A 24,827-nucleotide genomic window follows, 5' to 3' on the forward strand; every position below is an offset into this window, starting at 1 on the left:
AACGCCTTGCGTTCGTCGCCCTTGAGCGCCTTGGTGGTGGCCTCGGCGTTGCAGGCGGTCATCTTCTCCTGCTGCGCGGTGGCAGCGAAACCATGGGCCGAGACGGCCATGGCCAATACGAACATCGGGATACGCAGGATATTCATCGAACTCTCCTTGAAGGGCTGCACGTTCGCATGCAGGTGCGCTGAAGTCTAGCGACTGCGGCGGGCTTTGCAGGGGCTGGGAACGCGTCCTGTGCGCTTGCGACAAGCGTCATGTTTCGCGGCTAGACTGACGCTTCGCACGAGGAGGAGTTCCATGCAACAGGTCATCGCGGTGAGCCTCTGCGCCACCCACGCGTTCAGCAAGCAGGTGCGTCCCGCCATCCGCCTCCTGAAAGGCCTCGGCGTCGAGGGCGACGCCCACCACGGCGTCACCGTGAAGCACCGCTCGCGGGTGCGGCAGGACCCGACCCAGCCGAACCTGCGCCAGGTCCACCTGATCCACGAGGAACTGCACGACGAGCTACGCGCCAGCGGCTTCGCCATCGGCCCAGGGACCATGGGCGAGAACATCACCACCCGTGGCGTCGACCTGCTCGGCCTGCCCACCGGCACCCGCCTGCGCCTGGGGGAAAGCGCCCTGGTCGAGCTGACCGGCCTGCGCAATCCCTGCTCGCAGCTGGACAACTACCAGCCCGGACTGACCGCCGCCGTGCTCGGCCGCGACGAACAGGGCAACCTGATTCGCAAGGCCGGGGTGATGGCGATCGTCCTGGAAGACGGCGAGGTTCGCCCCGGCGACGCCATCGATATCCAGCTGCCACCCCTGCCGCACCGGGCCCTGGAGAAGGTCTGAGGCAATCCGCCGCGATTCCGGGCGAACTCTGCGCGAGGGCCTGCGTTCCAATGTTGGCAAGCACCGCTCAACCACAAGGAGTCACAGCATGTACAAGCAGTCACTGGCGGCACTGTTCGTGATGGCAACCCTGGCCGGCTGCGCGTCGACCAAGGTGCAGAACCCGGTCAACTACATCACCTTCCGCAACGAACCGCTGGTCAAGGATGTCGAGAAAGGCATGAGCCAGCAGGAAGTCCTGCGCATCGGCGGCACGCCTTCCGGCACCCAGAAGCGCCTGATGAAACCGGGGAGCTGCAACAGCTACATCCTCAACAAGGACGGCCAGCAGCAGCCGTTCTACGTCAGTTTCGACGGCAGCGGCAAGGTCGACGGCTCGGGCTTCCTGAGCTGCTCCGAGCTGGACCGCCACGAGCGCGACGCCCGCCCCTGACGGCTCGACGCCCCGCTTCCTTACGGAGGCGGGGCGTCTGCGTTCAGGCCCGGGACAGTGCCTCGATCAGTTCGGCCTTGCGCATCGTCGAACGACCGCGGATGTCGCGCTTGCGCGCCAGCTGCATCAATTCCTCGCGGGTCATCTCGCTCACCGAAGTGCTGCCTTGACGTTTGCCACGGCTCGCCGAGCCGCGGTTGGCCGGTCTCCCTGAGCGGGCCTGGGCGGCGCGATGGGCCGAGTCCTTGCGGTCGGCGCGCTTGGCCGTCTCGCTCTTGGCGCGGCCGGAACCGCCCTTGCGCTCGCCGCCGCCGGACTGCTTGTTCACCGTCGCCCAGGCGCGCGCCTCGGCTTCCGATTCGCTCACACCCTTGGCCTTGTAGCTCTCCTCGATGTGCTCGGCCTTGCGCTGCTGCTTGTCGCTGTACTTGCTCTTGTCGCCACGGGGCATGGGGATATCTCCCTTTGCGATGGGTTCACTGTTGGGACCGGGAGGCGACGGCGGACGTTCAGAGAAAGTGCACACCGGCACAAACCCCTTGACCTTGCCCCAGGGGCAATCCGTAGTCTGCCGCTATCCCGCAGCAGGAACCGGAAATGCTCACCATCGGCAAACTGGCGCGAATCTTCGAGATCTCCACCAAGACGCTTCGCCACTACGATGCCATCGGCCTGTTCGTCCCCGCGCGCACCGGTAGCGACAACGGCTACCGCTACTACCAGCCGGAACAGATCGAGCAGCTCTCGCGCATACTCGCGCTGCGCCGGCTGGACGTTCCGCTGGAAGCCATCGACCGCCTGAAACGCGATGGCGCGCTGGACGACCCGCAACGCCTGCGGCATTTCCTGCAACGACACCAGCACACCCTGCGCGAAGAGATCAGCGCCCGCCAGCGCCTGCTGGCGGAACTCGACCGAACCCTGGCGACGCTCGCCCACTGGAGGATCCGCAACATGCATGCACGAATCGTCGAACGTCCCGCCTTCAGCGTGGTGGGCATGGAATACTTCGGCAGCGCCCCCGGCGACACCATCGGCCAGCTCTGGGAACGCTTCATCCCGCGCGAGCACGAGATCGCCGGCAAGCACGATCCCGAGGTCTCCTACGGCATCTGCGCGCAGCAGCCCAACGGCGAATTCCACTATGTCGCCGGCTTCGAGGTGCAGGAGGGCTGGCCGGTGCCGGAGGGCATGGTGCGCTTCCAGGTGCCGGCGCAGAAGTACGCGGTGTTCACCCACAAGGGCACGGCGCCGCAGATCGCCGAGAGCTTCCAGGCGATCTACAGCCACCTGCTCGCCGAACGCGGCCTGGAGCCCAAGGCGGGGGTCGACTTCGAATACTACGACCAGCGTTTCCGCGGACCGCTGGATCCGAACTCGCAAGTCGACCTGTATATCCCCATCTACTGACTCAGCGCTTGCCGGCCGGCGCCTTGGCCGGCTGGCGCATGCGTTGCAGCAGGGCGGTGCACTGGTTGTCGTCGCTCTTGCTCGGCGCCACCAGCGCCAGCAGGCTGGCCGCCGGGCCCACCGCCACGCCGAGGGCGATCATTCCCGCGCCGCGCGCCACCAGCGGCCCGGCGTGGACCCCGGCGTCGGGCTTGGCGAAGGTGCCGCGCACGTACAGCGGCGAGCGCAGCGAGAAGATCCGCAGGCCCTTGCTGTGCGGGGTGACATCGAGGTCGAGCTTCTCGTTGGCGAAGTTCACCGTGCCGTCGACGTTGACCAGCGCGTTCTCGGTGTCGAAGACGAACAGCCGGCTGGTCATCAGGCCCTTCTGCAGGCCGAAGTCGGCGGCCGCGCAGTTGATCTTCACCTCGTCGTCGCCGAACAGCTTGGTCACCAGGTAGTTTCCGACATTGAGGCCGGCGATTTCGGTCAGGCCCTTGCTGATCGCGCCGTCGTTGATCAGCATCTTCAATTCGCCATCGGCGCCGCCGAGGATCTTCGCCACCGAATTGCCACTGCCGCTGAGACTGGCGTCGCCGTTCAGCTCGCCGAAGCTGGTCTGCATCGGCGCGAAGCCGGGGAACAACTGCTTCAGCTTGAAGCCCCGCGCGCTCATCTTCACTCGGCTCTGCATCGGCTGCTTGCCGCCGTCCAGGCGGATGTCCGACTCCAGCTTGCCGCCGGCCACGCCGAAGCGCAGGGGCTCCAGGCGCAGCAGGCCGTCGTTGAGCACCAGATGGGTATAGAGGTCGCTGATCGGCAACTGGTCGCTGTGGACGATACGCTTGCCGGTGAATTCCACGTCGGCGTCCATGTCGCGCCAGCGCTCGGTACGGAATTCCTCCACCGGCAGCACCTTGTCGCCCGGCTGGCGGCTGGTCTGCCCGCGCTTCTGTTTTTCGGCATTGCTGTCGGCGCCGATCAGCGGGCCGAGGTCGGCGAAGCGCAGTTGCTCGGAGGTCAGCTTGCCGGACAGCTTCGGCCTAGGCTGGCGAGCGACGAAGGTCAGGCTGCCGTGCAGGTCGCTGGCGCCGACCTTGCCGTTGAAGTTCTCGTAGCGGAACAGTGCGCCGCCCTCCTCCTTGAGCCGCGCCAGCAGGTGACCGTCGGTGGAGTAGGCCGGGGTGTCCGGCAGGGTGATGCCGGTCAGCGGATAGAGATTGGCCATGCTGGTCCCGGACAGCTTCAGGCGCAGGTCGAGGGCGCCGAGGTTGAGCGGGTCGGTCAGGGTGCCGACCACCGCGGCACGGGTGCTGCCGGCACTGACCTCGGCCTGTAGCGGGAAGGGCTTGCTCCCATCCTGCAACGCCAGCATCCCGCCGACCTTGCCCGAGCCGGCCAGAGCCTGGCCCTTGTAGGTGCCCTTGACCTTCCAGCCGAACACATAGTCCTGGGCGTTCGCCGCATCGCCCGTGGCCAGCGCCTTGCCGGCCAACTGGCCGAACGGCACCGGCTTGCCGAGCGGGTCGACCAGCACTTCCAGGCGGGTCTTCAAACGCTGGTCGTCGAGGCTGACGCTACCCTTGTCGAAACCGATCTCGCGGATGTCCAGTTGCCAGGCGGACGGCTCGTCGCTGTCGCTGGCAGGCAGGTCGAAATCCCAGTTGGCGCGGCCGTCGGCCAGGCGCAGGAGGTCGGCGCGCGGCTGGGTCAGCTTGATCTGTGGAATGCGGATGGTCTGCCAGAGCAACGGCAACGGCGCGAGGCGGAATTCGATGCGTTCCAGGCTGGCGAACTCGCTCGCCTTGGTCTTGCCCGCCGTCCACTCCGGGTTGCCGAGGGTGATGTCCTCGGCGCTGAAGCGCGGCCAGGGGATCCAGGCGCGCCAGCCTTCCTCGCCCTCCTCGCGGCGCCAGGCCACGGCGAGGTTGCCGTTGATGGCGAACGGGCGGTTCAGCGCCGCCGAGACCTTTTCGTTGAGGGTGGGCTTGATCAGGTTCCAGTCGAAGGTGGCGATGAACACCACCAACGCCGCCAGCAGCAGGACCAGGCTGGCGAGGCTCCAGGTCAGGATCTTTCGGCCGCGCGTCATGCACAACTCCTTTTCGCCGCGTCGGTTGTCGGGCAGGCGCGGCAGCGCGCCTCGCTCAGCCCGTCAGTGTGCAGGCTGGCCCATGGACTCGCCAGCGCGAATACGCCGGCCCGTTCCGTTAGGACCGGCGAAACGCCGGCATTGCTCCCCGTCCCACGCATTTCAGGCAAAAGGCCAGTTCGGCGGCGGGTCGATAAAACTTTTTCGACCGCGCGGGACTCACACCTTAGGTAAGCAGAAAAAGCCAGCCGCAGAGCCGGCCCTTTTCACCGGATCAGCCTCAAGGAGAAAACCGATGACCACCGTTCAACTGACGGACGTCCAGACCCTTCGCGACCGTGCCCGCAAGAACATCCAGGAAGGCGCGGTCACCGAAGGCTATTCGGCCGATCGCCAGACCGTCCTGCGCCTGCTCAACGAAGCGCTCGCCACCGAGTTGGTCTGCTTCCTGCGCTACAAGCGCCACTACTTCATGGCCACCGGCCTGAAGGCGAGCATCGCCGCCGCCGAGTTCCTCGAGCATGCCAACCAGGAAAAGCTTCCCTGATCCTCGGCCTCGCCCTCGCCACCCTGACCGCCAACGCCGCCTTCGCCGCCGACGGCTCCAGCCGCACCATCGACCGGCTGCACCAGGACATGTCCAGCGTCGAACTGCGCATCGCCGACAACGGCAGCGAGCAGACCATCGACCGCCTGCACAAGGACATGACCAAGGCCGAAGCCCGCCTGGCCGACAACGGCAGCGAGCAGACCGTCGACCGCCTGCACAAGGACATGACCAAGGCCGAAGCCCGTCTGGCCGACAACGGCAGCGAACAGACCGTGGACCGCCTGCATCGCAGCATGAGCCGTTTCGACCTGCGCACCGCCTGACCGCTCGTTACGCCGCAAGGCGCGAGAAAAGCCCGGCTCGATGCCGGGCTTTCCTATTTTCCCATCCCTGTCGCGCTGGGCGCATGGCCCGAAGCAAGCCGCACTCTCCCGCCTCAGACTCCGCTGAACCAGTTGTAGCCCTGGTCCTCCCAGTAACCTCCGGGATTGCTGTTGCTGACGAAGATCTCCACCACGTGCTTGGCGTTCTTGAAGCCGAGCTTGGTGGGAATCCGCAGGCGCAGCGGGTAGCCGTTCTCCTCCGGCAGCGCCTGCCCGGACATCTCCAGCGCCAGCAGGGTCTGCGGATGCAGCGCGCTGGGCATGTCGAGGCTGGAGTAGTAGCGGTCGGCGCACTTGAAGCCGACGTACTTCGCCGAGGTGTCGGCGCCGACCAGCTCCAGGAAGGTGCGCAGCGGCACTCCGCTCCACTGGCCGATCGCGCTCCAGCCCTCGATGCAGATCAGTTGCGTGACCTGGCTGGCCTGCGGCAGCCGGCGCAGTTGCTCCAGGCTCCAGGGGCGCTTGTCGCGGACCCGCCCGGAAACCTGCAGGCGGTATTCCGGCAGGTCGATCTCCGGCACGTTGTAGGCCGGGTAGAACGCGTTGAAGGGGAACGGCGAGACCACCTGCGACGGATCGAAGGTCGGCGCCAGCCGCGTACGGCTGAACAGCCAGGCCTGGACCCGGTCGTTCCAGCGCGACATAGCCCAGAGTACCTTGTCGACCGAATCGCCATCCTGTAGCCGGCACCCCGAGAGCATCGCCAGGGCGCCCAGGGACAGGCCGCCGCGCAACAGCAGGCGGCGTTGCAAATCGACCATCTGTCGCTCGCTGGACGGGTCGATCGCGATCTTCGCGCGCTTCTTCTCCGGCCCCTTCATCCTCCGCTCCTCCGCCCGCGCCGCCACTCGCGTCCGATGATCATCGGCACCAGGGTGCGCGGCACCAACAGCACCAGCAGCAGGTGCACGACGACGAACCCGACGACCCCGGCCATGGCCAGGAAATGCACCCAGCGCGCCCCCTGGAAGCCACCGAACAGCGCGGTCAGCCCGTGCAGTTGCACCGGTTTCCAGATCGCCAGCCCGGACAGCACCAGCAGCGCACCGAGCGCCAGGACCAGCCAGTACAGCAGGCGCTGCACCGCGTTGTAGCGGCCCGGCTCATGGACCAGGCGCAGGCCGAGGGCGAGGCGCAGGTCGCGCCAGACGCCGGCCGCGCTCAAAGGCAGGAAGTCGCGACGAAAATGCCCGCTGGACAGTCCGTAGGCGAGGTAGCACAGGCCGTTGCCGAGCAGCAGCCACATGGCGGCGAGATGCCAGGCGATGGAACCGCCGAGCCAGCCGCCGAGGGTAGCCCAGGCGGGAAAACGGAAATCCAGCAGCGGCGAAGCGTTGTAGATGCCCCAGCCGCTGCCGATCAGGCAGGCCATGGCATAGGCATTGAGCCAGTGGCAGAGTCTCACCGGCCAGGCGTGCAACGCACGGTTCATGGCTTTTCTCCCAGGAAACCCGGCCGGGACGGACGCGCCGTCCCGGCGAAACCTCACATCGGCGGGGTCACGCCGTCCTTGCCGACCGAGATGGCCAGGGCGGTGAGGCTGCCGTCGGCGCCCTTCTGCGGGAACAGCACGACCTTGGCGCCAGGCTTGAGCAGGCTGCGCTCGCCCGGCTCCAGGCTGACGATGGGCACGTCGTCCGGCACCACCACGGTCTTCTCGCCATCGCCGTATTTCACCGTCATGCGCCGGCCCTGGCTGACCACCAGGTTGCCGACCGTACCGTTGGTCATGGTCGAGGCGCTGCCATCGGCGTTCTCCCAGGGCCGGTGGCCTTCGCCGCTGCCGCGCAGGCTGGGGGCGAAGACATGCACCTCGAGGGCCTTCAGGGTGCCGTCGGGCTGCGGCACGGCGGCGGTACCGATGAAGCTGTCGGGCTGGATGTCCTCCGGCTTCGCCAGCGACACGGCGCGGATCGCGGTCTTGTCGGTGAGCCTGACCGTCAGTTGCTGGCCGTTGCGGGCCTTCAGTTGCAGGTGGTCGTCGGCGGCCTGCTGGATGGTGCCGCGCAGCGGCTGCAGCATGCCCGCAGGCGGTTGCGCGGCGAAGCTGGCGGCACTGGCCAGGAGCAGGCCGAAGAGCAGCGCGGGGGAAGCCTTGAGTCGAAGCATCGGTCGATCCTCGGTGGGGTTGAGCCTCGATGGTCGCCCCGCCGGCGGTACCCGGAGATGACTTTCGCATGACAAAAATGTCACCGAGTCCGCGCCGCGCGCTGGCTAGAATGGCGGCGAACGAGGGGGAACGAGACATGCGCATCCTGGTGATCGAAGACGATACGAAGACCGGCGAGTACCTGAAGAAGGGCCTCGGCGAGTCGGGCTATGCGGTCGACTGGTCGCAGCACGGCGCCGACGGTCTCTACCTGGCGCTGGAGAACCGCTACGACCTGGTGGTCCTCGACGTGATGCTGCCCGGCCTGGACGGTTGGCAGATCATGGAAGTGCTGCGCAAGAAGCACGATGTGCCGGTGCTCTTCCTCACCGCCCGCGACCAGTTGCAAGACCGTATCCGCGGCCTCGAACTGGGTGCCGACGACTACCTGGTGAAACCCTTCTCCTTCACCGAGTTGCTGCTGCGTATCCGTACCCTGCTGCGCCGCGGCGTGGTCCGCGAGGCAGAGCAGGTGCAACTGGCCGATCTGCACCTGGACGTGCTGCGGCGCAAGGTCAGCCGCCAGGGGCAGGTGATCGCCCTGACCAACAAGGAGTTCGCCCTCCTGCACCTGCTGATGCGCCGCGAGGGCGAGGTGCTGTCGCGCACCCTGATCGCCTCGGAGGTCTGGGACATGAACTTCGACAGCGACACCAACGTCGTCGACGTGGCGATCAAGCGCCTGCGCGCCAAGGTCGACAATCCCTTCCCGAACAAGCTGATCCATACCGTGCGCGGCATCGGTTACGTCTGCGAGGAGCGCCCGTGCCCGCCCGCCGCTCCCTGACCCTCTACGCGGCGCTGCTGTTCGCCGCGGTGGCGGCGCTGGTGGTCAGCGCGGTCGGTTTCTACCTGTACCGCTCGGTGGAAGAGGCGATGCTGCGGCGCAGCGACGTGATGGTCGCCGGCCGGGTCGAGCACTTCCGCAACCTGTTGCGCGACAACCTCACCCTGGCCGAGCTGAAGGCGCGCCCGCGTCTGTTCGAGAACATGCTCGGCAACGAGCAGGACATCCTGCTCCTCGGCCAGCCCGGCGAGGCGCCGATCGTCGCGGTCAACCCGCGCCACGAACGCCTGCCGTCGCTACGCGTGGTCGCCGCTGGCCAGGCGTTGAATCCGTCCGTCGTGCACGCCGCGCTGACCCACGACGGCGTCCCGATGCGCGTGCTCGCCGCCGAGGTCCTGGTCGGCGGCCGCGAACCGTTGCAGATCACCGCTGCGCACCTGCTGCTGGGCGAGACGCGGATGCTCGCCCAGTACCGCGACCGGGTCATCGCCGCCGTGCTGCTGGCGTTCCTCGGCACCGCCCTGCTCGGCTGGCTGGTCCTGCGCCACGGCCTGCGCCCGCTGCGCACGCTGGCGGCGAAGGCGGCGGAGATCCATCCGACCAGCCTGGATACCCGCCTCGACGTCGCCGCCGCGCCTGCCGAGTTGCAGCAGGTGGCACAGTCGTTCAACGCCATGCTCGAACGCCTCGACGACGGCTACCAGCGCCTGCAGCAGTTCTCCGCCGACCTCGCCCATGAGATCCGCACGCCCATCGGTTCGCTGATGGGCCACGGCCAGGTGGCCCTGCGCCAGCCGCGCAGCAACGAGGAGTACCAGGCGCTGATCGCCTCCAACCAGGAAGAGCTGGAGCGCATCGCACGGATGGTCGAGAGCATCCTGTTCCTCGCTCGCGCCGACGACGTGCGGGCAGCGGTGGAGCGCAGCCGCCTGGACCTGGGCGACGAACTGCGGCGCCAGGCGGAGTATTTCGAAGGGCTGGCCGAGGAACGTGGGCTGAGCCTCGACATCCAGATCAGCGGCCAGCTACGCGCCGATCCGCAACTGTTCCGCCGGGCGCTGAGCAACCTGCTGGCCAACGCCATCCGCTACGCCAGCGCCGACAGCCTGATCGAAGTGCGCGGCCTGCGCCGCTCGGGGGAATTCCTGCTGAGCGTGGAGAACGCCTGCGACAGGCTGCCGGCCGAGCCGCTGTCGCGCCTGTTCGACCGCTTCTACCGTGGCGACGCCGCGCGCAGCGACGCCCAGTCCAGCGGTCTCGGCCTGGCCATCGTCCAGGCGATCATGCGCCTGCACGGCGGCCGCGCCGAAGCGAGCGCCCCGGCTCCGGGACGCATCCGCTTCGAGCTGGCGTTCCCGGCTCAGGACTGAGCGGGCTTCTCGCCGGCGTCCGGCTCGCCGTCGGACCGGCCGATATTCGCCGGCGCCTCCACCACCAGCTCCTCCGGCACTTCCTCGACGCGCGGGTCGAGGGTGGCGGCCATCGGGCTGACCGTGTCCGGCATCGCCACGTGTTGCAGCGGCGCCTCGTCGACCCGGTGTTCGCCGGTGACGCGCTTGGGCTGCACCCAGAACACCAGCAGCACCGCGTAGCCGGACACCAGCATGTAGAACAGCCCCGGACCGAAGTGGCGCATCAGCGCGCCGGCCACCAGCGGGCCGATACAGGCGCCGACCCCGTAGGTGGTCAGGAGCATCGCCGACAACGCGACCCGGCGCGGCTGCTCGACGTGGTCGTTGGCCAGCGCCACCGCCAGCGGGTAGAGGGTGAACAGCAGCATGCCGGTAACGAACCCGTTGGCCAGCAGCAGCCAGTACGGCAGCGTCACCAGCCCCCACATCGGGATCGAGGCCAGGCACAGCAGCACCGCATTGCCGCGGATCAGCCAACTGCGGTCGAGGCGGTCGGACAGCCAGCCCAGCGGCCACTGCGCACAGAAGCCGGCGACGATGCACATGCCGACGAAGAAACTCGATTGCGAGGCATCCAGGCCGTTGCGGTTGGCGTAGACCGGCGCCAGGCCGTAGAAGGCGCCGACCATCAGGCCGGCGATGAAGATGGTGCCCAGCGCCTGCGGCACGCGTTGCCAGAAGAAACGCACTTCCAGCGGCGCGGCGACCAGCTTGGCCGGGTGCACGCGACGGGTCATGGCCAGCGGGATCAGGCACGAGGCGAAGCAGATGGCGACCAGCAGCAACGGCTTGTAGTCGAGGGTCGGGCTCAGCGCCAGCAGGCCCTGGCCGAGCACCAGGCCAAGGTCGACGGCGACCATGTAGCCGGCGAACACCTTGCCGCGCTGGTGGCTCTCGGCCTGCTCGTTGAGCCAGCTCTCGATCACCATGTACTGGTTCATCATCACCGCACCGGTGATGAAGCGCAGCAGCAGCCAGACTTCCAGCTGATCGACCAGGGCATGCAGCAGCACGGTCACGGTGGCAATCCCGGCGCAAGCCACGTAGGAGCGGATATGGCCGAAGCTGGCGATCAGCTTGTGTCCGAATTTTCCACCGCAGACCAGGCCGAAATAGTAGGACGCCATCAGCCCGCCGACCCACAGGTCGCCTGCGCCTTCCTGGGTCAGGCGCAGGCCGATGTAGGTGGTGAACAGGCCGGAGCCGGCCAGCATGAGCAGGGTGGCGGTGTAGAGCGCGGGAAAGGTGACGAGCGGGCTGAACATGACGGTTCCTGGACGGACGGGCCCCACGGCCGGCATCCGCCGAGCATTGATAGGTTCGGGAAGGATCGACGCTGCTGGCCGATCGCGGGCGCAGGCCGTCCTGCGTTCGGCGAGACTCCGACGCCGCGCGGCGGCCGGAAGCCACGTCGCGGCGCACAGGGCGGCATTATCCCCGCTCCGGAGCGGCCCCGCCACGGGCGCCGCGAGCGTTCCGTCGGCTCAGCTGCGCCCCGCCGGGAGCGGCTCGCGCGGCGGCAGCCGATATACCCAGATGCGCCGCAAGACAGTGAGGAATTGCCGTCCCAGGCGTCCGCTGTTGTAGGTCTGCCCGTAGCGCCGGGCGATTTCGCGGACCTCGCGGGACAGCGCGGCGTAGCGACGCGCCGGCAGGTCCGGGTAGAGATGATGCTCGATCTGGTGGCTGAGGTTGCCGGTCAGGATGTGGAACAGCGGCCCGCCCTCCAGGTTGCTGGAGCCGCGCAACTGGCGCAGGTACCAGTGGCCACGGGTCTCCCCCTCCAGCACCGAGGGCGGGAAGACCACCGCCTTCTCGGTGAAGTGGCCGCAGAAGATCACCGTGAAGGTCCACAGGTTGCGCAGCACGTTGGCCAGCAGGTTGCCGACGAACACCGCGCCAAAGCCGCCGGCGAACAGGCCGAGAAGCGGGAACAGCAGGTAGTCCTTGGTCCACTGGCGACCCAGCTTGGCACGCAGGCGGCGTAGCAGCGGCATGAGTTCGGCCTTGTCCAGGCGCCCCTTGGCGTACTTGTCCAGGCGCAGATGCTGGATCGCCACCGCGTACTGGAACAGCAGCGCCTGCAGCGTCACCCACAGCGGTTGCCAGCGGTAGAACGGCTTCCAGCGCTGCTCCGGGAACAGGCGCACGACCCCGTAGCCGACGTCGTCGTCCTTGCCCAGCACGTTGGTGTAGGTGTGGTGGATATGGTTGTGGGTGTGCCGCCAGAAGTCGGACGGCCCGGCGATGTCCCACTCGTAGGCGCGGCCGGCGAATTCCGGATCGTTCATCCAGTCGTACTGGCCGTGCATGACGTTGTGGCCCAGTTCCATGTTCTCGAGGATCTTGCCCAGGCCGAGAAGCAGGCTGCCGAGCAGCCAGGTCGGCGGCAGCCAGCCGAACATCAGCAGCGCCCTGCCGCTCCAGCAGCAGACGCGCACCGCCGCGCGGACCCGGCGGATGTAGCGCGCGTCGTCCGCGCCGAGATCGGCCAGGGTACGCTGGCGCAGGGCGTCGAGTTCGGCGCCGAAGGCCGCCAGTTGTTCCGGGGTCAGTTCGCGGTCGTCGCGCATCGCAGGGCTCGCAGGTCGGTTCACAGGTCCAGCGCCAGGTCGCCGTGGGCGGCGCTGACGCAGAGGCGGATAGACTGGCCGGGCTCGCTGCACAGCGCGCCGCTGCGCAGGTCGCGCACGCAGCCGCTGAGCAGGACGCAGGTGCAACTGGCACAGATGCCCTGGCGGCAACCGTGGGCCGGGCGCAGGCCGTGGGCCTCGGCCTGTTCCAGCAGGCTGGCGGCGCTGTCGCCGGAGACTTCCCGCTGCGACCGGGCGAAGCGCAGGCGCACTTCGCGCGGCGCCTCCCCACTGCGCCAGCGCGGGACGCTGAAGGATTCCGTCTGCAAGCCGGCGAAGCGTGCCCCCAGTTGCTCGCCCACCGCCTCGACGAAAGCCGCCGGCCCGCAGGCCAAGGCTTGGCTGCGCGCCAGGTCGGCTGCCCAGCCGTCCAGGTGGCGCGGCTGGAAATGCCCCTCCAGGCAGCCATCGGCCCGCGCCCCGCGGGTCAGGCTCCAGCGCAACTCCAGGTTCGGGTGGCGCGCCGCCAGCGCCTCCAGCTCGCCGAACCAGGCGCGCTGGCCGGGATGACGGGCGTAGTGCAGCCACAGCACGGGACCGCGATAGCCGTTCTCCAGCGCCTCGCGGAGCAGGCCGAGCAAGGGCGTCAGGCCGCTGCCGGCGGCCAGCAGGCAGACCGCCTCGGCCTGCATCGGCCAGCGCAGATCGCCTTGCGCGGGCTGCAACTCGACACGCTGGCCGACCGCCAGGTGTTCGCACAACCAGGGCGAGAGCAGCCCGTCCGGGTGACGCTTGACGGCGATTTCCAGGCGCTCGCCGACCACCCGGGTCAGGCTGTAGCTGCGCCCGACCCGCACCCCGTCGCGCTCCGCCAGCAGTTGGATGTGCTGGCCCGGCCGCGCCGGCGGCCAGCCGGGGGCGGTACGCAGGGCCAGGGCGAGCATATCGTCGGCCACCCAGTAGCGTGCCTCGACCCGCGCATAGTGGCGGTTCAGCGACGCCAGCGGATGGGCGTGGCGCAGCAGGCCGTCGACATCGGCCTCGCGCAGCCAGCCACGGGCGGCGAGACGGCGCAGGGGTGCGAGCAAAGGGGTCAGGAGAGCGAGGGGAAGCAAGGCCATCGAGAATATTTCAGTGAACGATCGTTCACAAAACTTTGCCCGTTCCGCGCAATCGAGTCAACAAGCGTTCACTGATGTATCCTTCGACCGCTGCCGTCCCCGGTTCGACCGGGTCGCGGGGCTTTTGCTACAGTCGCCGGTCCGCCAAAGGAAGCCGTATGTCCTCACCCCGCGCCGAACAGAAACAGCAGACCCGCCACGCGCTGATGAGCGCCGCGCGCCACCTGATGGAAAGCGGGCGCGGCTTCGGCAGCCTCAGCCTGCGCGAAGTGACGCGCGCCGCCGGCATCGTCCCGGCCGGCTTCTATCGGCACTTCAGCGACATGGACCAGCTCGGCCTGGCGCTGGTCGCCGAGGTCGACGAGACCTTCCGCGCCACCCTGCGCGCGGTGCGCCGCAACGAGTTCGAACTGGGCGGGCTGATCGACGCCTCGGTGCGCATCTTCCTCGACGCGGTCGGCGCCAACCGCTCGCAGTTCCTCTTCCTCGCCCGCGAGCAATACGGCGGCTCGTTGCCGATCCGCCAGGCCATCGCCAGCCTGCGCCAGCGCATCACCGACGACCTGGCCGCCGACCTGGCGCTGCTGAACAAGATGCCGCATCTCGACAGCGCGGCCCTCGACGTGTTCGCCGACCTGGTGGTGAAGACCGTCTTCGCCACCCTTCCGGAGCTGATCGACCCACCCGCCGCCGACCTGCCGCCGCACCTGATGCCGGCCGCGAAGATCACCCACCAGCTGCGTTTCATCATGATCGGCGGCAAGCACTGGCACGGCCTGCCCGACTGACCCCACACCTCCCCAGCGGACCTCCGGCTCGGCGTTCGCCCGCGGACTAGACGCGCGCGCACCTTTCCGGTGCGGCAAAAAAGTCGTTGCGCACCAACCTGGCGCGCTGCAATATTTTGTTACATCCCTATGGCCCCGTTTTCCCGGTACAGGCGTCCCGCATCGACCTGGCAAGGCCCTTGCTGGTGCTTGTTGTGATTCCTTTCCTGTCGCATTGCGGAAACTGCCCATGCTGGTCATTCACCAACGCCTGCCCGCCCGCTCGCCCCGCTGGGACGAAGAACTCCACCTCACCTACGAGGCGCGCAGCAAGAGCCGCCTGCGCTGCTTCGCGGCGAGCGGCGAGGAGGTCGGCCTGTTCCTCGAGCGCGGCCAGCCGCCGCTGGCCGACGGCGACTGCCTGGAGGCCCGCGACGGTCGCCTGGTGCGGGTCGTCGCCCGCTCCGAACGTCTGCTCCACGTCACCTGCGCCAGCCCGCTGGAACTGACCCGCGCCGCCTACCACCTGGGCAACCGTCACGTCGCCCTGCAGGTCGGCGACGGCTGGCTGCGCCTGCTCGACGACTACGTGCTGAAAGCCATGCTCGAACAGCTCGGCGCCACGGTGGAGGCCATCGAGGCGCCGTTCCAGCCGGAGCACGGTGCCTACGGCGGAGGCCACCACCACTCGCACCATGGCGCGGCGGAGTTCAACTACGCGCCGCGCCTGCACCAGTTCGGCGTGCGCCGGTGAACAGCATCTGGGCGCGCCTGCGCCTGGCCAGCTCGCAGTTGCCGATCGGCGGATACAGCTATTCCCAGGGCCTGGAGGCGGCCCTCGACAATGGCTGGGTGCGCGACGCCGAGAGCGCGCGGACCTGGCTGGTCGACCAGTTGCAACTGAACCTGGCGCGCTTCGAGGCGCCGCTGCTGGCCGGCCTGCTGCGCGCCGCGTTGATCGGCGACTGGGCCGCCTGCGATGCGGCCAGCGAGCGCCATAGGGCCAGCCGCGAGACCCGCGAGCTGGCCCAGGAGAGCCGGCAGATGGGCTTTTCCCTGCACCAATTGCTGGAAGCCCTGCCCGAACTCGACGCTCCCGGCCGCGCCTGGCTGGCGCGCCAGGACCCGCCCAATCTCGCCGCCGCCTGGGCGATGGCCGCGCGCGCCTGGCGCCTGGACGCCGAGGAGGCGCTCAGTGCCTGGTTCTGGAGCTGGCTGGAAAACCAGTTGGCGGTGCTGATGAAAACCCTGCCGCTCGGCCAACTGGCCGCGCAGAAACTTGCTTCCAGCCTGCTGCCGGAACTCGACCGCGCCTGCGCCGAGGCGCTGCGGCGGCCCGCCGTCGAGGGCAGCGCCGCGTTCGGTCTGGCGCTGGCCAGCATGACCCACGAAACCCAGTACAGCCGTCTGTTCCGTTCCTAGGAGAAACCCCATGACATCCCAACCCCTGCGTGTCGGCATCGGCGGTCCGGTGGGCTCCGGCAAGACCGCCCTGACCCTGGCCCTGTGTCGCGAACTGCGCGAGCGCTACAACCTCGCGGTGGTCACCAACGACATCTATACCCAGGAAGACGCGGAATTCCTGGTGCGCAACGAGGCCCTCGCCCCCGAGCGGATCATCGGCGTGGAAACCGGCGGCTGCCCGCACACGGCGATCCGCGAGGACGCCTCGATCAACCTGGAGGCGGTGGACCAGCTCAACCGGCGCTTCCCCGGCCTCGAACTGATCCTGGTGGAATCCGGCGGCGACAACCTGTCGGCCACCTTCAGCCCCGAGCTGTCCGACCTGACCCTCTACGTGATCGACGTTTCCGCCGGCGACAAGATCCCGCGCAAGGGCGGCCCCGGCATCTGCAAGTCGGACCTGCTGGTGATCAACAAGATCGACCTGGCGCCGCTGGTCGGCGCCTCCCTCGACGTGATGGACCGGGACGCCCGGCGCATGCGCGGCGACAAGCCGTTCGTGTTCAGCAACCAGAAGACCGGCCAGGGGCTGGACGAAGTCATCGCCTTCATCGAGCGCCAGGGCCTGCTGACCGCCGCCTGACGCCACCTCGCAACGACAAGGAACCGCCAATGAAACTGCCCAAGCTGCTCGCCGCCCTCGCCCTGCTCGCCGCGCCGGCGCTGGCCTTCGCCCACCCCGGCCACGGCGAACACGGCCTGGTCGCCGGCCTCGCCCATCCGCTCACCGGCCTCGACCACCTGCTGGCGATGTTCGCCGTCGGCCTCTGGGCCGCCCAGCAACAGGGAGCCGCGCGCCTCGCCCTGCCCTGCACCTTCGTCGGCACCATGCTGGTCGGCGGGCTGCTCGGCTTCGAGGGCCTGCAACTGCCGTTCATGGAGACCGGCATCGCCGCCTCGGTGCTCGCCCTCGGCCTCTGCGTGGCCCTCGCCGTGCGCCCGCCGCTGGCGCTGGCGATGGCCGCCACCGCGCTGTTCGCCCTGGCCCACGGGGTCGCCCACGGCCTGGAGCTGCCGGACCTCTCCAGCCCCTGGCTGTACGCGCTCGGTTTCGTCGCCGCCACCGCCGCGCTGCACGCCGCCGGCTACGCGCTGGTGCGCTTCCTGCCGCAGGCGGCCGCGCCCCTGGTACGTCTCGCCGGGCTGGCCTCGGCGGGCGCCGGGGTCTGGTTGCTGGCCGGCTGAGCCGCCGCGCCTCCCTCAGCGCCTGATCAGCACCCGCCGACCTTGGTGCACGAGGCGCAGGCCATGGGTCTGCGCCAGCATCGCCAGGGCCAGCGGCAGGTCGTCGACGGGAAAGGTGCCGGAGACCCGAAGCGGGTCCAGCGACGGCTCGCACTCGATGCTCTCGCCGCCGTAGCGCATCAGTTCTCCCGCCCACTGCCGCAGCGGCATGTCGTCGGCCACCAGCAGGCCCTGGCGCCAGGCCAGCGCGGCCTCGCTGGCGGACTCGACGGCGCCGATCCGCTGGCGATCGAAGCGCACCCGCTGGCCAGCCTCGATCACCCGGCCATCCGCCGCGCTCGCGGCGCCCTCCGGACGCACCTGGACCGCGCCTTCGTACACCGCCAGCACTGTCTCTGCGCCCTCGCGTCGGACGCTGAAAGCGGTACCCAGCGCGCGCATCAGGCCCTGTTCGGTGCGCACCAGGAACGGCCGCGGCGGCTCGCGCCGATCCGCCGCGGTGCGGAGGTAGATCTCTCCGCGATACAGGCGCAGCAGGCGCTGGCCGGCGTCGTAGCGCACGTCCAGCGCGCTGTCGGTGTTCATCTCGAGCTGGCTGCCGTCCTCCAGCACCAGATCGCGCCGCTCGCCGACGGCAGTGAGGTAGTCGGCGCCGAAGCCGTCGCGCCAGACCTGGGCGCGCCATCCCCACCAGACCAGCGGTGCGCCGCCGAGCAGCAGGGCCAGGCCGCGCAGGACCGCGCGCCGGCCGCTGCCGGACGGACGCTCGAGCGCACGCCGGGCCAACGCCGGCGGCAGCGAACCGATATTCGCCAGCAGACGCTCGGCACGCCGCCAGGCGCGCTGGTGCTCGGGGCTGCGCGAGCGCCAGGACTCCAGCTCGGCCTGCTGCGCCGGAGCCAGCGGCCCCTCCTGCATCAGCAGCAGCCAGGAGGCGGTCTCCCTGAGCACCTGCGGGGCGATCGCCTCGGCGGCCGGCGGCCCGGAAAGCTCCGTATCGCCCGCCTGCGGCGCCCGGCTGGAAGCGCGGTCATTCATCGGGCATCAGGCTCAGGCAGGTCACGTAGGCCTGGTGGATGAACTTCTTCACCGTCGGCAGCGCGACGCCCAGCGCCTGGGCGATGTCCTTCTGCTTCATGCCGTCCAGCGTCGCCATCAGGAATGCCTGTTTCACCCGCGGTCGCAGGGTGTCGAGCAGCGCGTCGATCTCGTGCAGGGTCTCGACGATCACACTCTGTTGTTCCGGCGACGGCTGCAACGGCTCGGGCAACGTGGCCAGGGCCTCCAGCCAGGCGAGTTCCAGCGATTGGCGACGGCGCCAGCTGACCAGCACGCAGTTGGCGATGCGGGTGAGGTAGGCGCGCGGCTGACGGATCGCGTCACGCTGGCCGCCATCGCGGCTGGCGAGGATGCGCAGGAAAGTGTCGTGGGCCAGGTCGTCGGCCACGCCACGTCCCCAGGAGCGAAGGCGGTAGGCCAGCCAGTTGCGCAACCAGGCATGGTTTTCACGGTAGAGCGTGGCGACGCAGTCGCGGTCCGCTTGCAGGCAGGGGCTTGGCGCATTCATCGGAGGCGCATTCATCGGAATAGTCGGCTGGCTTCAATCGCAAATGAAAACTATTATCACTAATTTTCCGCTGACCACAATGCCGACGCCCTTCCTCGACCGGCCCCGCCGAACCCGAAATATCCCTTTTCCGATCTCGTGCGACAGAGGGAATGAGAGCCCGCAATGACGGGCGCCAACCCTGCGAGCGAAGAAGTCATGTCCCTACAACGCCCTATCCCCAGCCTGGCGCGTCCCTTGTCGCGCCTCTCCCCGCTCACCCTTGCCCTGCGCTGCGCCCTGCTCGGCCTGTCGGCGGTCGGCGCCGGCCTGCTCGGCGGCGGCCTGGCCCACGCGCAGAGCGTCGGCCAGCACAGCGCGGCTACCCGCCTGGACGACGCCACGCCGCGCAGCTACGACATCCCGGCGGGTTCGCTGGGCGCCTCCCTGGGCGCCTTCGCCAGCCAGTCGGGCCTGCTGCTGTCCTTCGACCCCGCGCTGACCCGCGGCCGCACCGCGCCGGCGCTCAAGGGCCGCTACAGCGTACTGGAAGGCTTGCAGCGAGTGCTGTCGAACACCGGCCTGCAGGTCGCGGCGGGAACCTCCGGCGCCTACCTGCTGGTCGAGCCGCGCATGTCCGGAGAAGCCCCGGCCGACCTGTCGCCGGTGGTGGTCTCGGCCGCCGAGCTGGCCGATCCGCAGAAGGAAACCTATACCGCGCCGCGCTCGTCGGTGTACCTCTCCAGCGAAGACATCGACCGCTTCGGCCGGGTTTCCGTGGGTGACCTGCTCCAGGGCATCCCGGGCGTACAGGTCGGCGACAGCCGCAACGGTGGCGCGCTGGACGTCAACATCCGCGGCATCCAGGGGCAGAGCCGGGTGGCGGTGCGGGTCGACGGCGCGGAGCAGGCGCTGGACGTCTACCGCGGCTACGCCGGCACCCAGCAGCGCAGCTACATCGATCCCGACCTGGTCAGCAGCGTGACCGTCGACAAGGGTCCCTCGACCCGCTCGGGCGCGATCGGCGGCAGCGTGGAAATGCGCACCATCGGCGTCAAGGACATCCTGGTCGACGGCAAGGACCTCGGCGTGCGCTTCACCGGCAACGTCTGGAACAACGGCGTCGCCCCGCAGCACCGCAGCGCCAGTTCGAAGACCGAGAATCTCAGCAGCGTGCCGCACGATGACCGCGGCAGCCTGTTCGGCTCCCAGGCCAAGTCCGGCAGCGCCGCCTTCGCCTACCGCAACGAGCATCTGGACCTGGTCGCCGCCTATGCGCAGCGCAATCAGGGCAACTACTTTTCCGGCAAGAAAGGCCAGGACCGCTATCGCGTCTACAACCGCTACGGTCGCGAGGAAAGCAGCGTAGCCAAGGTCTACAACGCAGGAGAGGAAGTGCTCAACTCGTCGTCGGAGACCGAGTCCTACCTGCTCAAGGCGACCTGGCGCATCGCCGACGAGCACACCCTGGACCTCGGCTATCGTCGCTACGACGGGCGCACCGGGGAGATCATGCCGTCGGACATCTTCCGTTTCGGCACCGCCGGCATCTACCAGTACCCATTGAGCGAAGTGAAGATCGACACCTACACCGCACGCTACCGTTACCTGCCCGAGAACAATCCGCTGGTGGACCTCAGTACCGGCCTGTGGATGACCGAGGCGAAGAGCGACATGCTGACCTCGGTGCTGGCACCGCGCTCCCAGGCCTATCGCTCCGACCGCAACTGGACGCGCCAGGACAACCGGCGCATCGGCGGCGACCTGAACAACGTGGCGCGCTTCGAAACCGACTTCGGCGATTTCAAGCTCGACCTCGGCGGCTCGTTCCAGGTCGAAGACATCCAGCCGCAGAAAAGCGTGGTCACCACCCTCCACGACATCAACGCCAACCGCACCCTGAGGGACGCCACCCGCCAGGAATACGGCCTCAACGGCAAGCTCGAGTTCAAGCCGGTCGAGCGCCTGACGCTATGGGGCGGCGGCCGCTACAGCCACTTCAACAGCAAGGACAACGGCATCTCCGCCTCGCCGCGGCGCGAGGATCGCGACATGCGCTTCATCACGGTGAGCAGGCCCGGCTACTACGGCTCGATGATGTGGTTCCCCGACCAGAACGGCCAGTACACCGACGCCACCGATCCGCGCCTCAACAACGGCATCGTCACCAACAACACCAATAATCCGTTCGAAGGCATTCCCTTCGACGAGTTCGGCCCGGCCAACGTGACGGTCCATCCCTCGCGGGTCACCAACGTGGTCACCGGCTACAACTACAGCAAGAAGGGCAGCAGCCGCGGCGGCGGTTTCTCGCCGGCATTCGGGATCAATTTCGAGCTGGCCCCGGATACCTTCGTCTACGCCTCCTACACCGAAGGCCTGCGCCTGCCGTCGCTGTTCGAGACCAGCCAGGGCACTCTCCAGGTCGAGCCGGGCAAGGACCTCAAGCCCGAGCGTTCGCGCAGCTGGGAGATCGGTGCCAGCGCGCTGCGCGACAGCCTGTTGGCCGACGGCGACTCGGCGGCGATCAAGCTGGCCTACTTCAACAACACCATCAAGAACTACATCACCCGCTATTACGATCCGGGCCAGATGGGCCTGATGACCTTCAGCAACACCGACAGCTACCGCACCAGCGGTCTCGAACTGCAATCGCACTACGACGCAGGGCGGGTGTTCGCCGACCTGTCGGCGACCTACTACCTGAAGACCGAGACCTGCGACGCCGCCTTCGCCGCCAGGCTGCGCGCCGGCGCCAACCGCTACCAGCGCACCGAGAACACGCCGAACTGCACACCGGGCAGCTTCATGGGCTCCTATACCAACACGCAGAACCCGCCGCGGCTGGCGACCAACCTGACCGCCGGCCTGCGCTTCTTCGACCAGGCCCTGACCCTGGGCGGACGCATGACCTATACCTCCGGCCCCACCGCCACGGCGGACAAGCCCTGGCAGGTCGGCGCCACCACACCGCAGATCGAGTACCGCTCGGTGCAGCTGTTCGACCTGTTCCTCAAGTACAAGCTGTTCGAGCACACCGAACTGAATGCCTCGCTGCAGAACCTCACCGACCGCTATTACCTCGACCCGCTGGCACAGAGTTTCATGCCCGCGCCCGGGCGTACCCTGCGGGTGGGGATGCAGGCGAAGTTCTGAGCCGCCCTCTCCCCCTCCAGGCGTTGTCGGCGGAGCGCCGCTCCGGTAGGGCGGATAACCGCCCAGCGGTTATCCGCCGAAGCACCGGGCCTCCCGCTCCCCGTCCCTCCGGAGCTGTCCGGAGGAGCGGCGAGACAGCGTCCGTCACCACGACAACGGATAACTCACCACCAGCCGCGTCTGGTCGAAGTCGCTGTTGAAGCTGCGTCGGTTGCTGGCGTGGTTGAGGCGCACGTTGAGCCGCGCCAGCGGACCACTCTGCACGGTGTAGCCGAGTTCGACATCGCGCTCCCATTCCTTGCCGCCGCTACCGGCCTTGGTGGTGGCGTTCGAGCCATGGCCGTAGCGGACCATGCCGATCAGGCCGGGCCAGCCGAGGCCGACGAAATCGTAGTCGTAGCGAACCTGCCAGGAGCGTTCGTCGGCGTTGGTGAAGTTGCCGTTGAACATGTCGTTGCCCATGCTCCGCCCACTGCTGCCGTAGACCGACTGCCAGCCGCTGTCGCCGCCGACCTTCTGCAGGCCAAGGTAGAAGGTATGCAGGCCGATGCCGGCGGAAAACAGGCCGTAGACGGTATGGCTGTCGATCTCGCCGGCGCGCGCGGCGCCGTCGTCGCGATCGACGAACAGGCCGAGGTTGGCGCCCAGGGTCCAGTCGCCGACACGCTGCTTGTGCAGCAGGTTGGCGTAGCTCTGCCGGTAGACGTCCTCCAGTTGCCCGTGCCACAGGCCCAGTTGGGTGCGCTCGCGGTTGAAGCGGTACTCGGCGCCGGCGTAGTTGAAACCGTCCGATTTCTGCGTCGGCGCGCTCCAGGCCGACAGGTCCTGCATGTCCGCCGAATTGCGCAGGCTCACCGCGTCGAAGCGTCCGGCCTGCAGGGCCAGGCCCGGCAGCTCGCGGGAAACCACGGCGAAGCCGCGGAACGTCTGCGGCAGCAGGCGTCCGTCGTCGTAGCGCAACAGCGGAATGTCCGGGAGCATCTCGCCGATCTTCAATTCGCTGGCCGAAACGCGCAGCTTGGCGGCCACGCCGACACGCCCATAGTCGTCCGCCGCGCGACCGTCGTCGTGCAACGGAAGAAGCTCGGAATTGCTGGTGCCACGTCCGCTGTTCAGCTTCACGCCGAACAGGCCGATGGCGTCGAGGCCGACGCCGACCGTGCCCGGGGTATAGCCGGAACTGAACTTGAGGATGAAGCCCTGCGCCCACTCGTCCACCAGGCTCTTGCCGGCATCGTGGTCGCGGAAATCGCGGTTGAAGTAATAGTTGCGCAGGACCAGGTCGGTCTTCGCATCCTCCAGGAAGCCGCCCTCGGCAGCTTGCGCGGCAAGACAGGCGAGCATCGGCAGGACCGCCCCTGCATTGCGCGGGACTGCGGTTTTACGACGGATTTTCATTGTTATTGTGCTCCGTTTTTCAGGGACGACCGGGCCCCGGCAGCCTCTGCGGGCCACCTGGCGACGACGGTCGGGTCAGCGGCGGGGCGCGGGCCCCGCCGCCAGGGTCAGAACGGGTACTGGCGCGGCGCGTGCTGCACGCTGATCCAGTGGTCGGTGGTGAATTCCTCGATGGCCCAGTCGCCGTTGAAGCGGCCAAGTCCGGAGTTCTTCTCGCCGCCGAACGGCGCGTTGGCCTCGTCGTTCACCGGAATGTCGTTGACGTGGGTCATCCCCGCGCGAAGCTGGCGGGCAAAGCGCACCGCGCGTTCCAGGTCGCGGCTGAACACCGCGCTGGACAGCCCGTATTCGCTGGCGTTGGCCAACTCCAGCGCATGCGCCTCGTCGCGCGCGCGGAGCAGGCCGACCAGCGGGCCGAAGATTTCATCGCGGGCGATCTCCATCGTCGCGCTGACCTCGCCGAATACGTGCGGAGCCAGCAACTGCCCATCGACGCCGCCCTCGTACAGCGGCTTGGCGCCTTCCTGGCGGGCCAGGCGGATCTTTTCCAGCAGGCCTTCGAGCTGGCGCGCGTTGACGATCGGCCCGACCGCGGTATCGGCGCGCTGCGGATCGCCGACGCGGAGACCCTTGACCCGCTCGACGAAGCGCGCGGCGAAGGCGTCGTAGAGGCTGTCCTCGACGATGATGCGGTTGATCGCCATGCAGATCTGCCCCTGGTGGAGGAACTTGCCGAACACCGCGGCATTCACCGCCTGCTCCAGGTCGGCGTCGCCGAGCACCACGAACGGACTGTTGCCGCCCAGCTCCAGCGCCACGTGCTTGAGGTGCGCGCCGCCGCTGGCGATGCGGCCGATGTTGCGGCCCACCGGGGTCGATCCGGTGAAGGTCACCAGGCCCGGCACCGGGTGTTCGACGAAGGCGTCGCCGATCTCGCTGCCGGGGCCGACCACCACGCTGAACAGCCCGGCCGGCAGCCCGGCCTCTTCGAAGATCCGCGCCAGCAGCAGTCCGCCGCAGACCGGCGTGTCGCTGGCCGGCTTGACCACCACCGCGTTGCCCAGCGCCAGGGCCGGGGCGATGGAACGCTGGGTCAGGTGCAGCGGGAAGTTCCACGGGCTGATCACCCCGACCACACCGATGGCGCTGCGGTAGACCCGGCTTTCCTTGCCCGGCACGTCGGACTCGACGATGCGCCCGTGCACCCGTGCCGGGAACGACGCCGACTCCAGGGTGATCGCGCGCGCCGCGCCCCATTCGATCTCGGCCTTCAGGCGGGTGCTGCCGGACTCGCGGATGAGCCAGTCGACGATCTCCTCGTGGCGGCGGTCGAACACCTCCACCGCCTTGTACAGCACCGCCGCGCGTGCCGAGGGGCCAAGCGCGGCCCATGCCGGCTGGACCTCGGCGGCCTTGGCGTAGGCGGCATCGAGGTCGTCGCGGTCGGCCTGCTCGATCTCCAGCAGCAGGCTGCCGTCGAACGGATTGCTCACCTTCAGCCGGCGGCCGGCCCGGCCGTGGCGCCACTCGCCGGCCAGGGGCTGGAGACCGAGGTCGGTATAACGGGAATCGCTCATCGCTC

The 24,827-nt window shown here is 68.5% G+C and carries 25 protein-coding genes and 1 pseudogene; 13 read left to right on the top strand and 13 right to left on the bottom strand.

What is annotated here, in order from left to right:
- Positions 1-146: PsiF family protein (locus HMPREF2914_RS19505; protein WP_049262840.1), on the bottom strand; the 146-nt coding region annotated here is incomplete at its 3' end.
- Positions 147-300: 154 nt separating this feature from the next.
- On the opposite strand from HMPREF2914_RS19505, the gene HMPREF2914_RS19510 reads away from it, so the two are divergent.
- Positions 301-840: an MOSC domain-containing protein gene (locus tag HMPREF2914_RS19510; RefSeq protein WP_003095483.1), complete on the top strand. Its 540-nt coding sequence runs from the start codon at positions 301-303 to the stop codon at positions 838-840.
- An 88-nt stretch (positions 841-928) separates the two neighbouring features.
- A complete protein-coding gene (osmE, locus tag HMPREF2914_RS19515; protein ID WP_003095488.1) occupies positions 929-1,273 on the top strand; it encodes an osmotically-inducible lipoprotein OsmE in 345 nt (114 codons plus the stop codon).
- 43 nt (positions 1,274-1,316) lie between these two features.
- Here the strand turns inward: osmE and HMPREF2914_RS19520 are convergent, their stop codons facing one another.
- Positions 1,317-1,724 (bottom strand): Rho termination factor N-terminal domain-containing protein, encoded by a 408-nt coding sequence (locus HMPREF2914_RS19520; RefSeq protein ID WP_003095492.1) that lies wholly within the window; start codon positions 1,722-1,724, stop codon positions 1,317-1,319.
- A 146-nt stretch (positions 1,725-1,870) separates the two neighbouring features.
- Here HMPREF2914_RS19520 and brlR point away from each other — a divergent pair, with 146 nt between their 5' ends.
- On the top strand, positions 1,871-2,683 hold the full coding sequence (brlR, locus tag HMPREF2914_RS19525) for a c-di-GMP-binding multidrug transporter transcriptional regulator BrlR (RefSeq protein ID WP_023092669.1): 813 nt from the start codon (positions 1,871-1,873) through the stop codon (positions 2,681-2,683).
- Position 2,684: 1 nt separating this feature from the next.
- Here the strand turns inward: brlR and HMPREF2914_RS19530 are convergent, their stop codons facing one another.
- Positions 2,685-4,754 (bottom strand): AsmA family protein, encoded by a 2,070-nt coding sequence (locus tag HMPREF2914_RS19530; protein ID WP_023092670.1) that lies wholly within the window; start codon positions 4,752-4,754, stop codon positions 2,685-2,687.
- 295 nt (positions 4,755-5,049) lie between these two features.
- Between HMPREF2914_RS19530 and HMPREF2914_RS19535 the strand changes: the two are divergent.
- A pseudogene (locus HMPREF2914_RS19535) lies at positions 5,050-5,289 on the top strand (bacterioferritin); the annotation flags it as partial.
- 8 nt (positions 5,290-5,297) lie between these two features.
- Positions 5,298-5,627, top strand: a complete 330-nt coding sequence (locus HMPREF2914_RS19540) for a hypothetical protein (RefSeq protein ID WP_070702841.1) — start codon at positions 5,298-5,300, stop codon at positions 5,625-5,627.
- Positions 5,628-5,740: 113 nt separating this feature from the next.
- Here the strand turns inward: HMPREF2914_RS19540 and HMPREF2914_RS19545 are convergent, their stop codons facing one another.
- Genes HMPREF2914_RS19545 through HMPREF2914_RS19555 form a run of 3 tightly spaced genes read right to left on the bottom strand, consistent with a single transcriptional unit; the run spans position 5,741 to position 7,796 of the window.
- The gene (locus tag HMPREF2914_RS19545) at positions 5,741-6,508 is read right to left on the bottom strand and encodes a molybdopterin-binding protein (protein ID WP_003110934.1); all 768 of its coding nucleotides are present in this window, start codon (positions 6,506-6,508) and stop codon (positions 5,741-5,743) included.
- Positions 6,505-7,119, bottom strand: coding sequence for a cytochrome b/b6 domain-containing protein (locus HMPREF2914_RS19550; RefSeq protein WP_003110933.1), 615 nt, complete (start codon positions 7,117-7,119; stop codon positions 6,505-6,507). Before HMPREF2914_RS19550 ends, HMPREF2914_RS19545 begins: the two co-directional genes overlap by 4 nt.
- Positions 7,120-7,172: 53 nt before the next feature.
- A complete protein-coding gene (locus HMPREF2914_RS19555; RefSeq protein WP_003095513.1) occupies positions 7,173-7,796 on the bottom strand; it encodes a hypothetical protein in 624 nt (207 codons plus the stop codon).
- Between the two features lie 137 nt (positions 7,797-7,933).
- Between HMPREF2914_RS19555 and HMPREF2914_RS19560 the strand changes: the two genes are divergently transcribed.
- Positions 7,934-8,623: a heavy metal response regulator transcription factor gene (locus tag HMPREF2914_RS19560; protein WP_003123548.1), complete on the top strand. Its 690-nt coding sequence runs from the start codon at positions 7,934-7,936 to the stop codon at positions 8,621-8,623.
- Entirely contained in the window at positions 8,602-9,993 is a 1,392-nt protein-coding gene (locus HMPREF2914_RS19565) for a heavy metal sensor histidine kinase (protein WP_023092671.1), read from the top strand. The genes HMPREF2914_RS19560 and HMPREF2914_RS19565 overlap by 22 nt, the downstream gene beginning before the upstream one ends.
- On the opposite strand, the gene HMPREF2914_RS19570 is transcribed toward HMPREF2914_RS19565, so the two are convergent.
- The 3 genes from HMPREF2914_RS19570 to HMPREF2914_RS19580 form a co-directional block, all read right to left on the bottom strand.
- Positions 9,984-11,300: an MFS transporter gene (locus tag HMPREF2914_RS19570; protein ID WP_003095519.1), complete on the bottom strand. Its 1,317-nt coding sequence runs from the start codon at positions 11,298-11,300 to the stop codon at positions 9,984-9,986. The genes HMPREF2914_RS19565 and HMPREF2914_RS19570 overlap by 10 nt on opposite strands.
- Before the next feature lie 219 nt (positions 11,301-11,519).
- Positions 11,520-12,632, bottom strand: a complete 1,113-nt coding sequence (desB, locus tag HMPREF2914_RS19575) for a fatty acid desaturase DesB (RefSeq protein ID WP_004347735.1) — start codon at positions 12,630-12,632, stop codon at positions 11,520-11,522.
- Positions 12,629-13,729 carry a ferredoxin reductase gene (locus HMPREF2914_RS19580; protein WP_003141676.1) on the bottom strand — a complete coding sequence of 367 codons (1,101 nt, stop codon included), beginning with the start codon at positions 13,727-13,729 and terminating at the stop codon, positions 12,629-12,631. Before HMPREF2914_RS19580 ends, desB begins: the two co-directional genes overlap by 4 nt.
- 158 nt (positions 13,730-13,887) lie before the next feature.
- Here HMPREF2914_RS19580 and desT point away from each other — a divergent pair, with 158 nt between their 5' ends.
- From desT to HMPREF2914_RS19605, 5 genes are all read left to right on the top strand, one after another.
- A complete protein-coding gene (desT, locus tag HMPREF2914_RS19585; protein WP_023092672.1) occupies positions 13,888-14,517 on the top strand; it encodes a TetR family transcriptional regulator DesT in 630 nt (209 codons plus the stop codon).
- 229 nt (positions 14,518-14,746) lie between these two features.
- Positions 14,747-15,250, top strand: a complete 504-nt coding sequence (gene ureE / locus HMPREF2914_RS19590; RefSeq protein ID WP_023092673.1) for an urease accessory protein UreE — start codon at positions 14,747-14,749, stop codon at positions 15,248-15,250.
- Positions 15,247-15,918, top strand: coding sequence for an urease accessory protein UreF (locus HMPREF2914_RS19595; RefSeq protein WP_003095528.1), 672 nt, complete (start codon positions 15,247-15,249; stop codon positions 15,916-15,918). The genes ureE and HMPREF2914_RS19595 overlap by 4 nt, the downstream gene beginning before the upstream one ends.
- 10 nt (positions 15,919-15,928) lie before the next feature.
- Positions 15,929-16,543, top strand: a complete 615-nt coding sequence (ureG, locus tag HMPREF2914_RS19600; RefSeq protein ID WP_023092674.1) for an urease accessory protein UreG — start codon at positions 15,929-15,931, stop codon at positions 16,541-16,543.
- Between the two features lie 29 nt (positions 16,544-16,572).
- Positions 16,573-17,145, top strand: coding sequence for a HupE/UreJ family protein (locus HMPREF2914_RS19605; protein ID WP_003135459.1), 573 nt, complete (start codon positions 16,573-16,575; stop codon positions 17,143-17,145).
- A 15-nt stretch (positions 17,146-17,160) separates the two neighbouring features.
- Here HMPREF2914_RS19605 and HMPREF2914_RS19610 read toward each other — a convergent pair whose 3' ends face one another.
- Positions 17,161-18,183 (bottom strand): FecR domain-containing protein, encoded by a 1,023-nt coding sequence (locus HMPREF2914_RS19610; protein ID WP_023092675.1) that lies wholly within the window; start codon positions 18,181-18,183, stop codon positions 17,161-17,163.
- Positions 18,176-18,712: a sigma-70 family RNA polymerase sigma factor gene (locus HMPREF2914_RS19615; RefSeq protein ID WP_003095533.1), complete on the bottom strand. Its 537-nt coding sequence runs from the start codon at positions 18,710-18,712 to the stop codon at positions 18,176-18,178. The genes HMPREF2914_RS19610 and HMPREF2914_RS19615 overlap by 8 nt, the downstream gene beginning before the upstream one ends.
- 198 nt (positions 18,713-18,910) lie before the next feature.
- Here HMPREF2914_RS19615 and HMPREF2914_RS19620 point away from each other — a divergent pair, with 198 nt between their 5' ends.
- Positions 18,911-21,847 (top strand): TonB-dependent receptor, encoded by a 2,937-nt coding sequence (locus tag HMPREF2914_RS19620; RefSeq protein ID WP_277600516.1) that lies wholly within the window; start codon positions 18,911-18,913, stop codon positions 21,845-21,847.
- A 144-nt stretch (positions 21,848-21,991) separates the two neighbouring features.
- On the opposite strand, the gene HMPREF2914_RS19625 is transcribed toward HMPREF2914_RS19620, so the two are convergent.
- Positions 21,992-23,245, bottom strand: a complete 1,254-nt coding sequence (locus HMPREF2914_RS19625; protein WP_009314331.1) for an OprD family porin — start codon at positions 23,243-23,245, stop codon at positions 21,992-21,994.
- A 107-nt stretch (positions 23,246-23,352) separates the two neighbouring features.
- A complete protein-coding gene (locus tag HMPREF2914_RS19630) occupies positions 23,353-24,822 on the bottom strand; it encodes an aldehyde dehydrogenase family protein (protein WP_003141686.1) in 1,470 nt (489 codons plus the stop codon).
- Between the last annotated feature and the right edge of the window lie 5 nt (positions 24,823-24,827).

Origin of the sequence: Pseudomonas sp. HMSC067G02, from assembly GCF_001813485.1 — a bacterium.
Lineage (GTDB): Bacteria > Pseudomonadota > Gammaproteobacteria > Pseudomonadales > Pseudomonadaceae > Pseudomonas > Pseudomonas aeruginosa.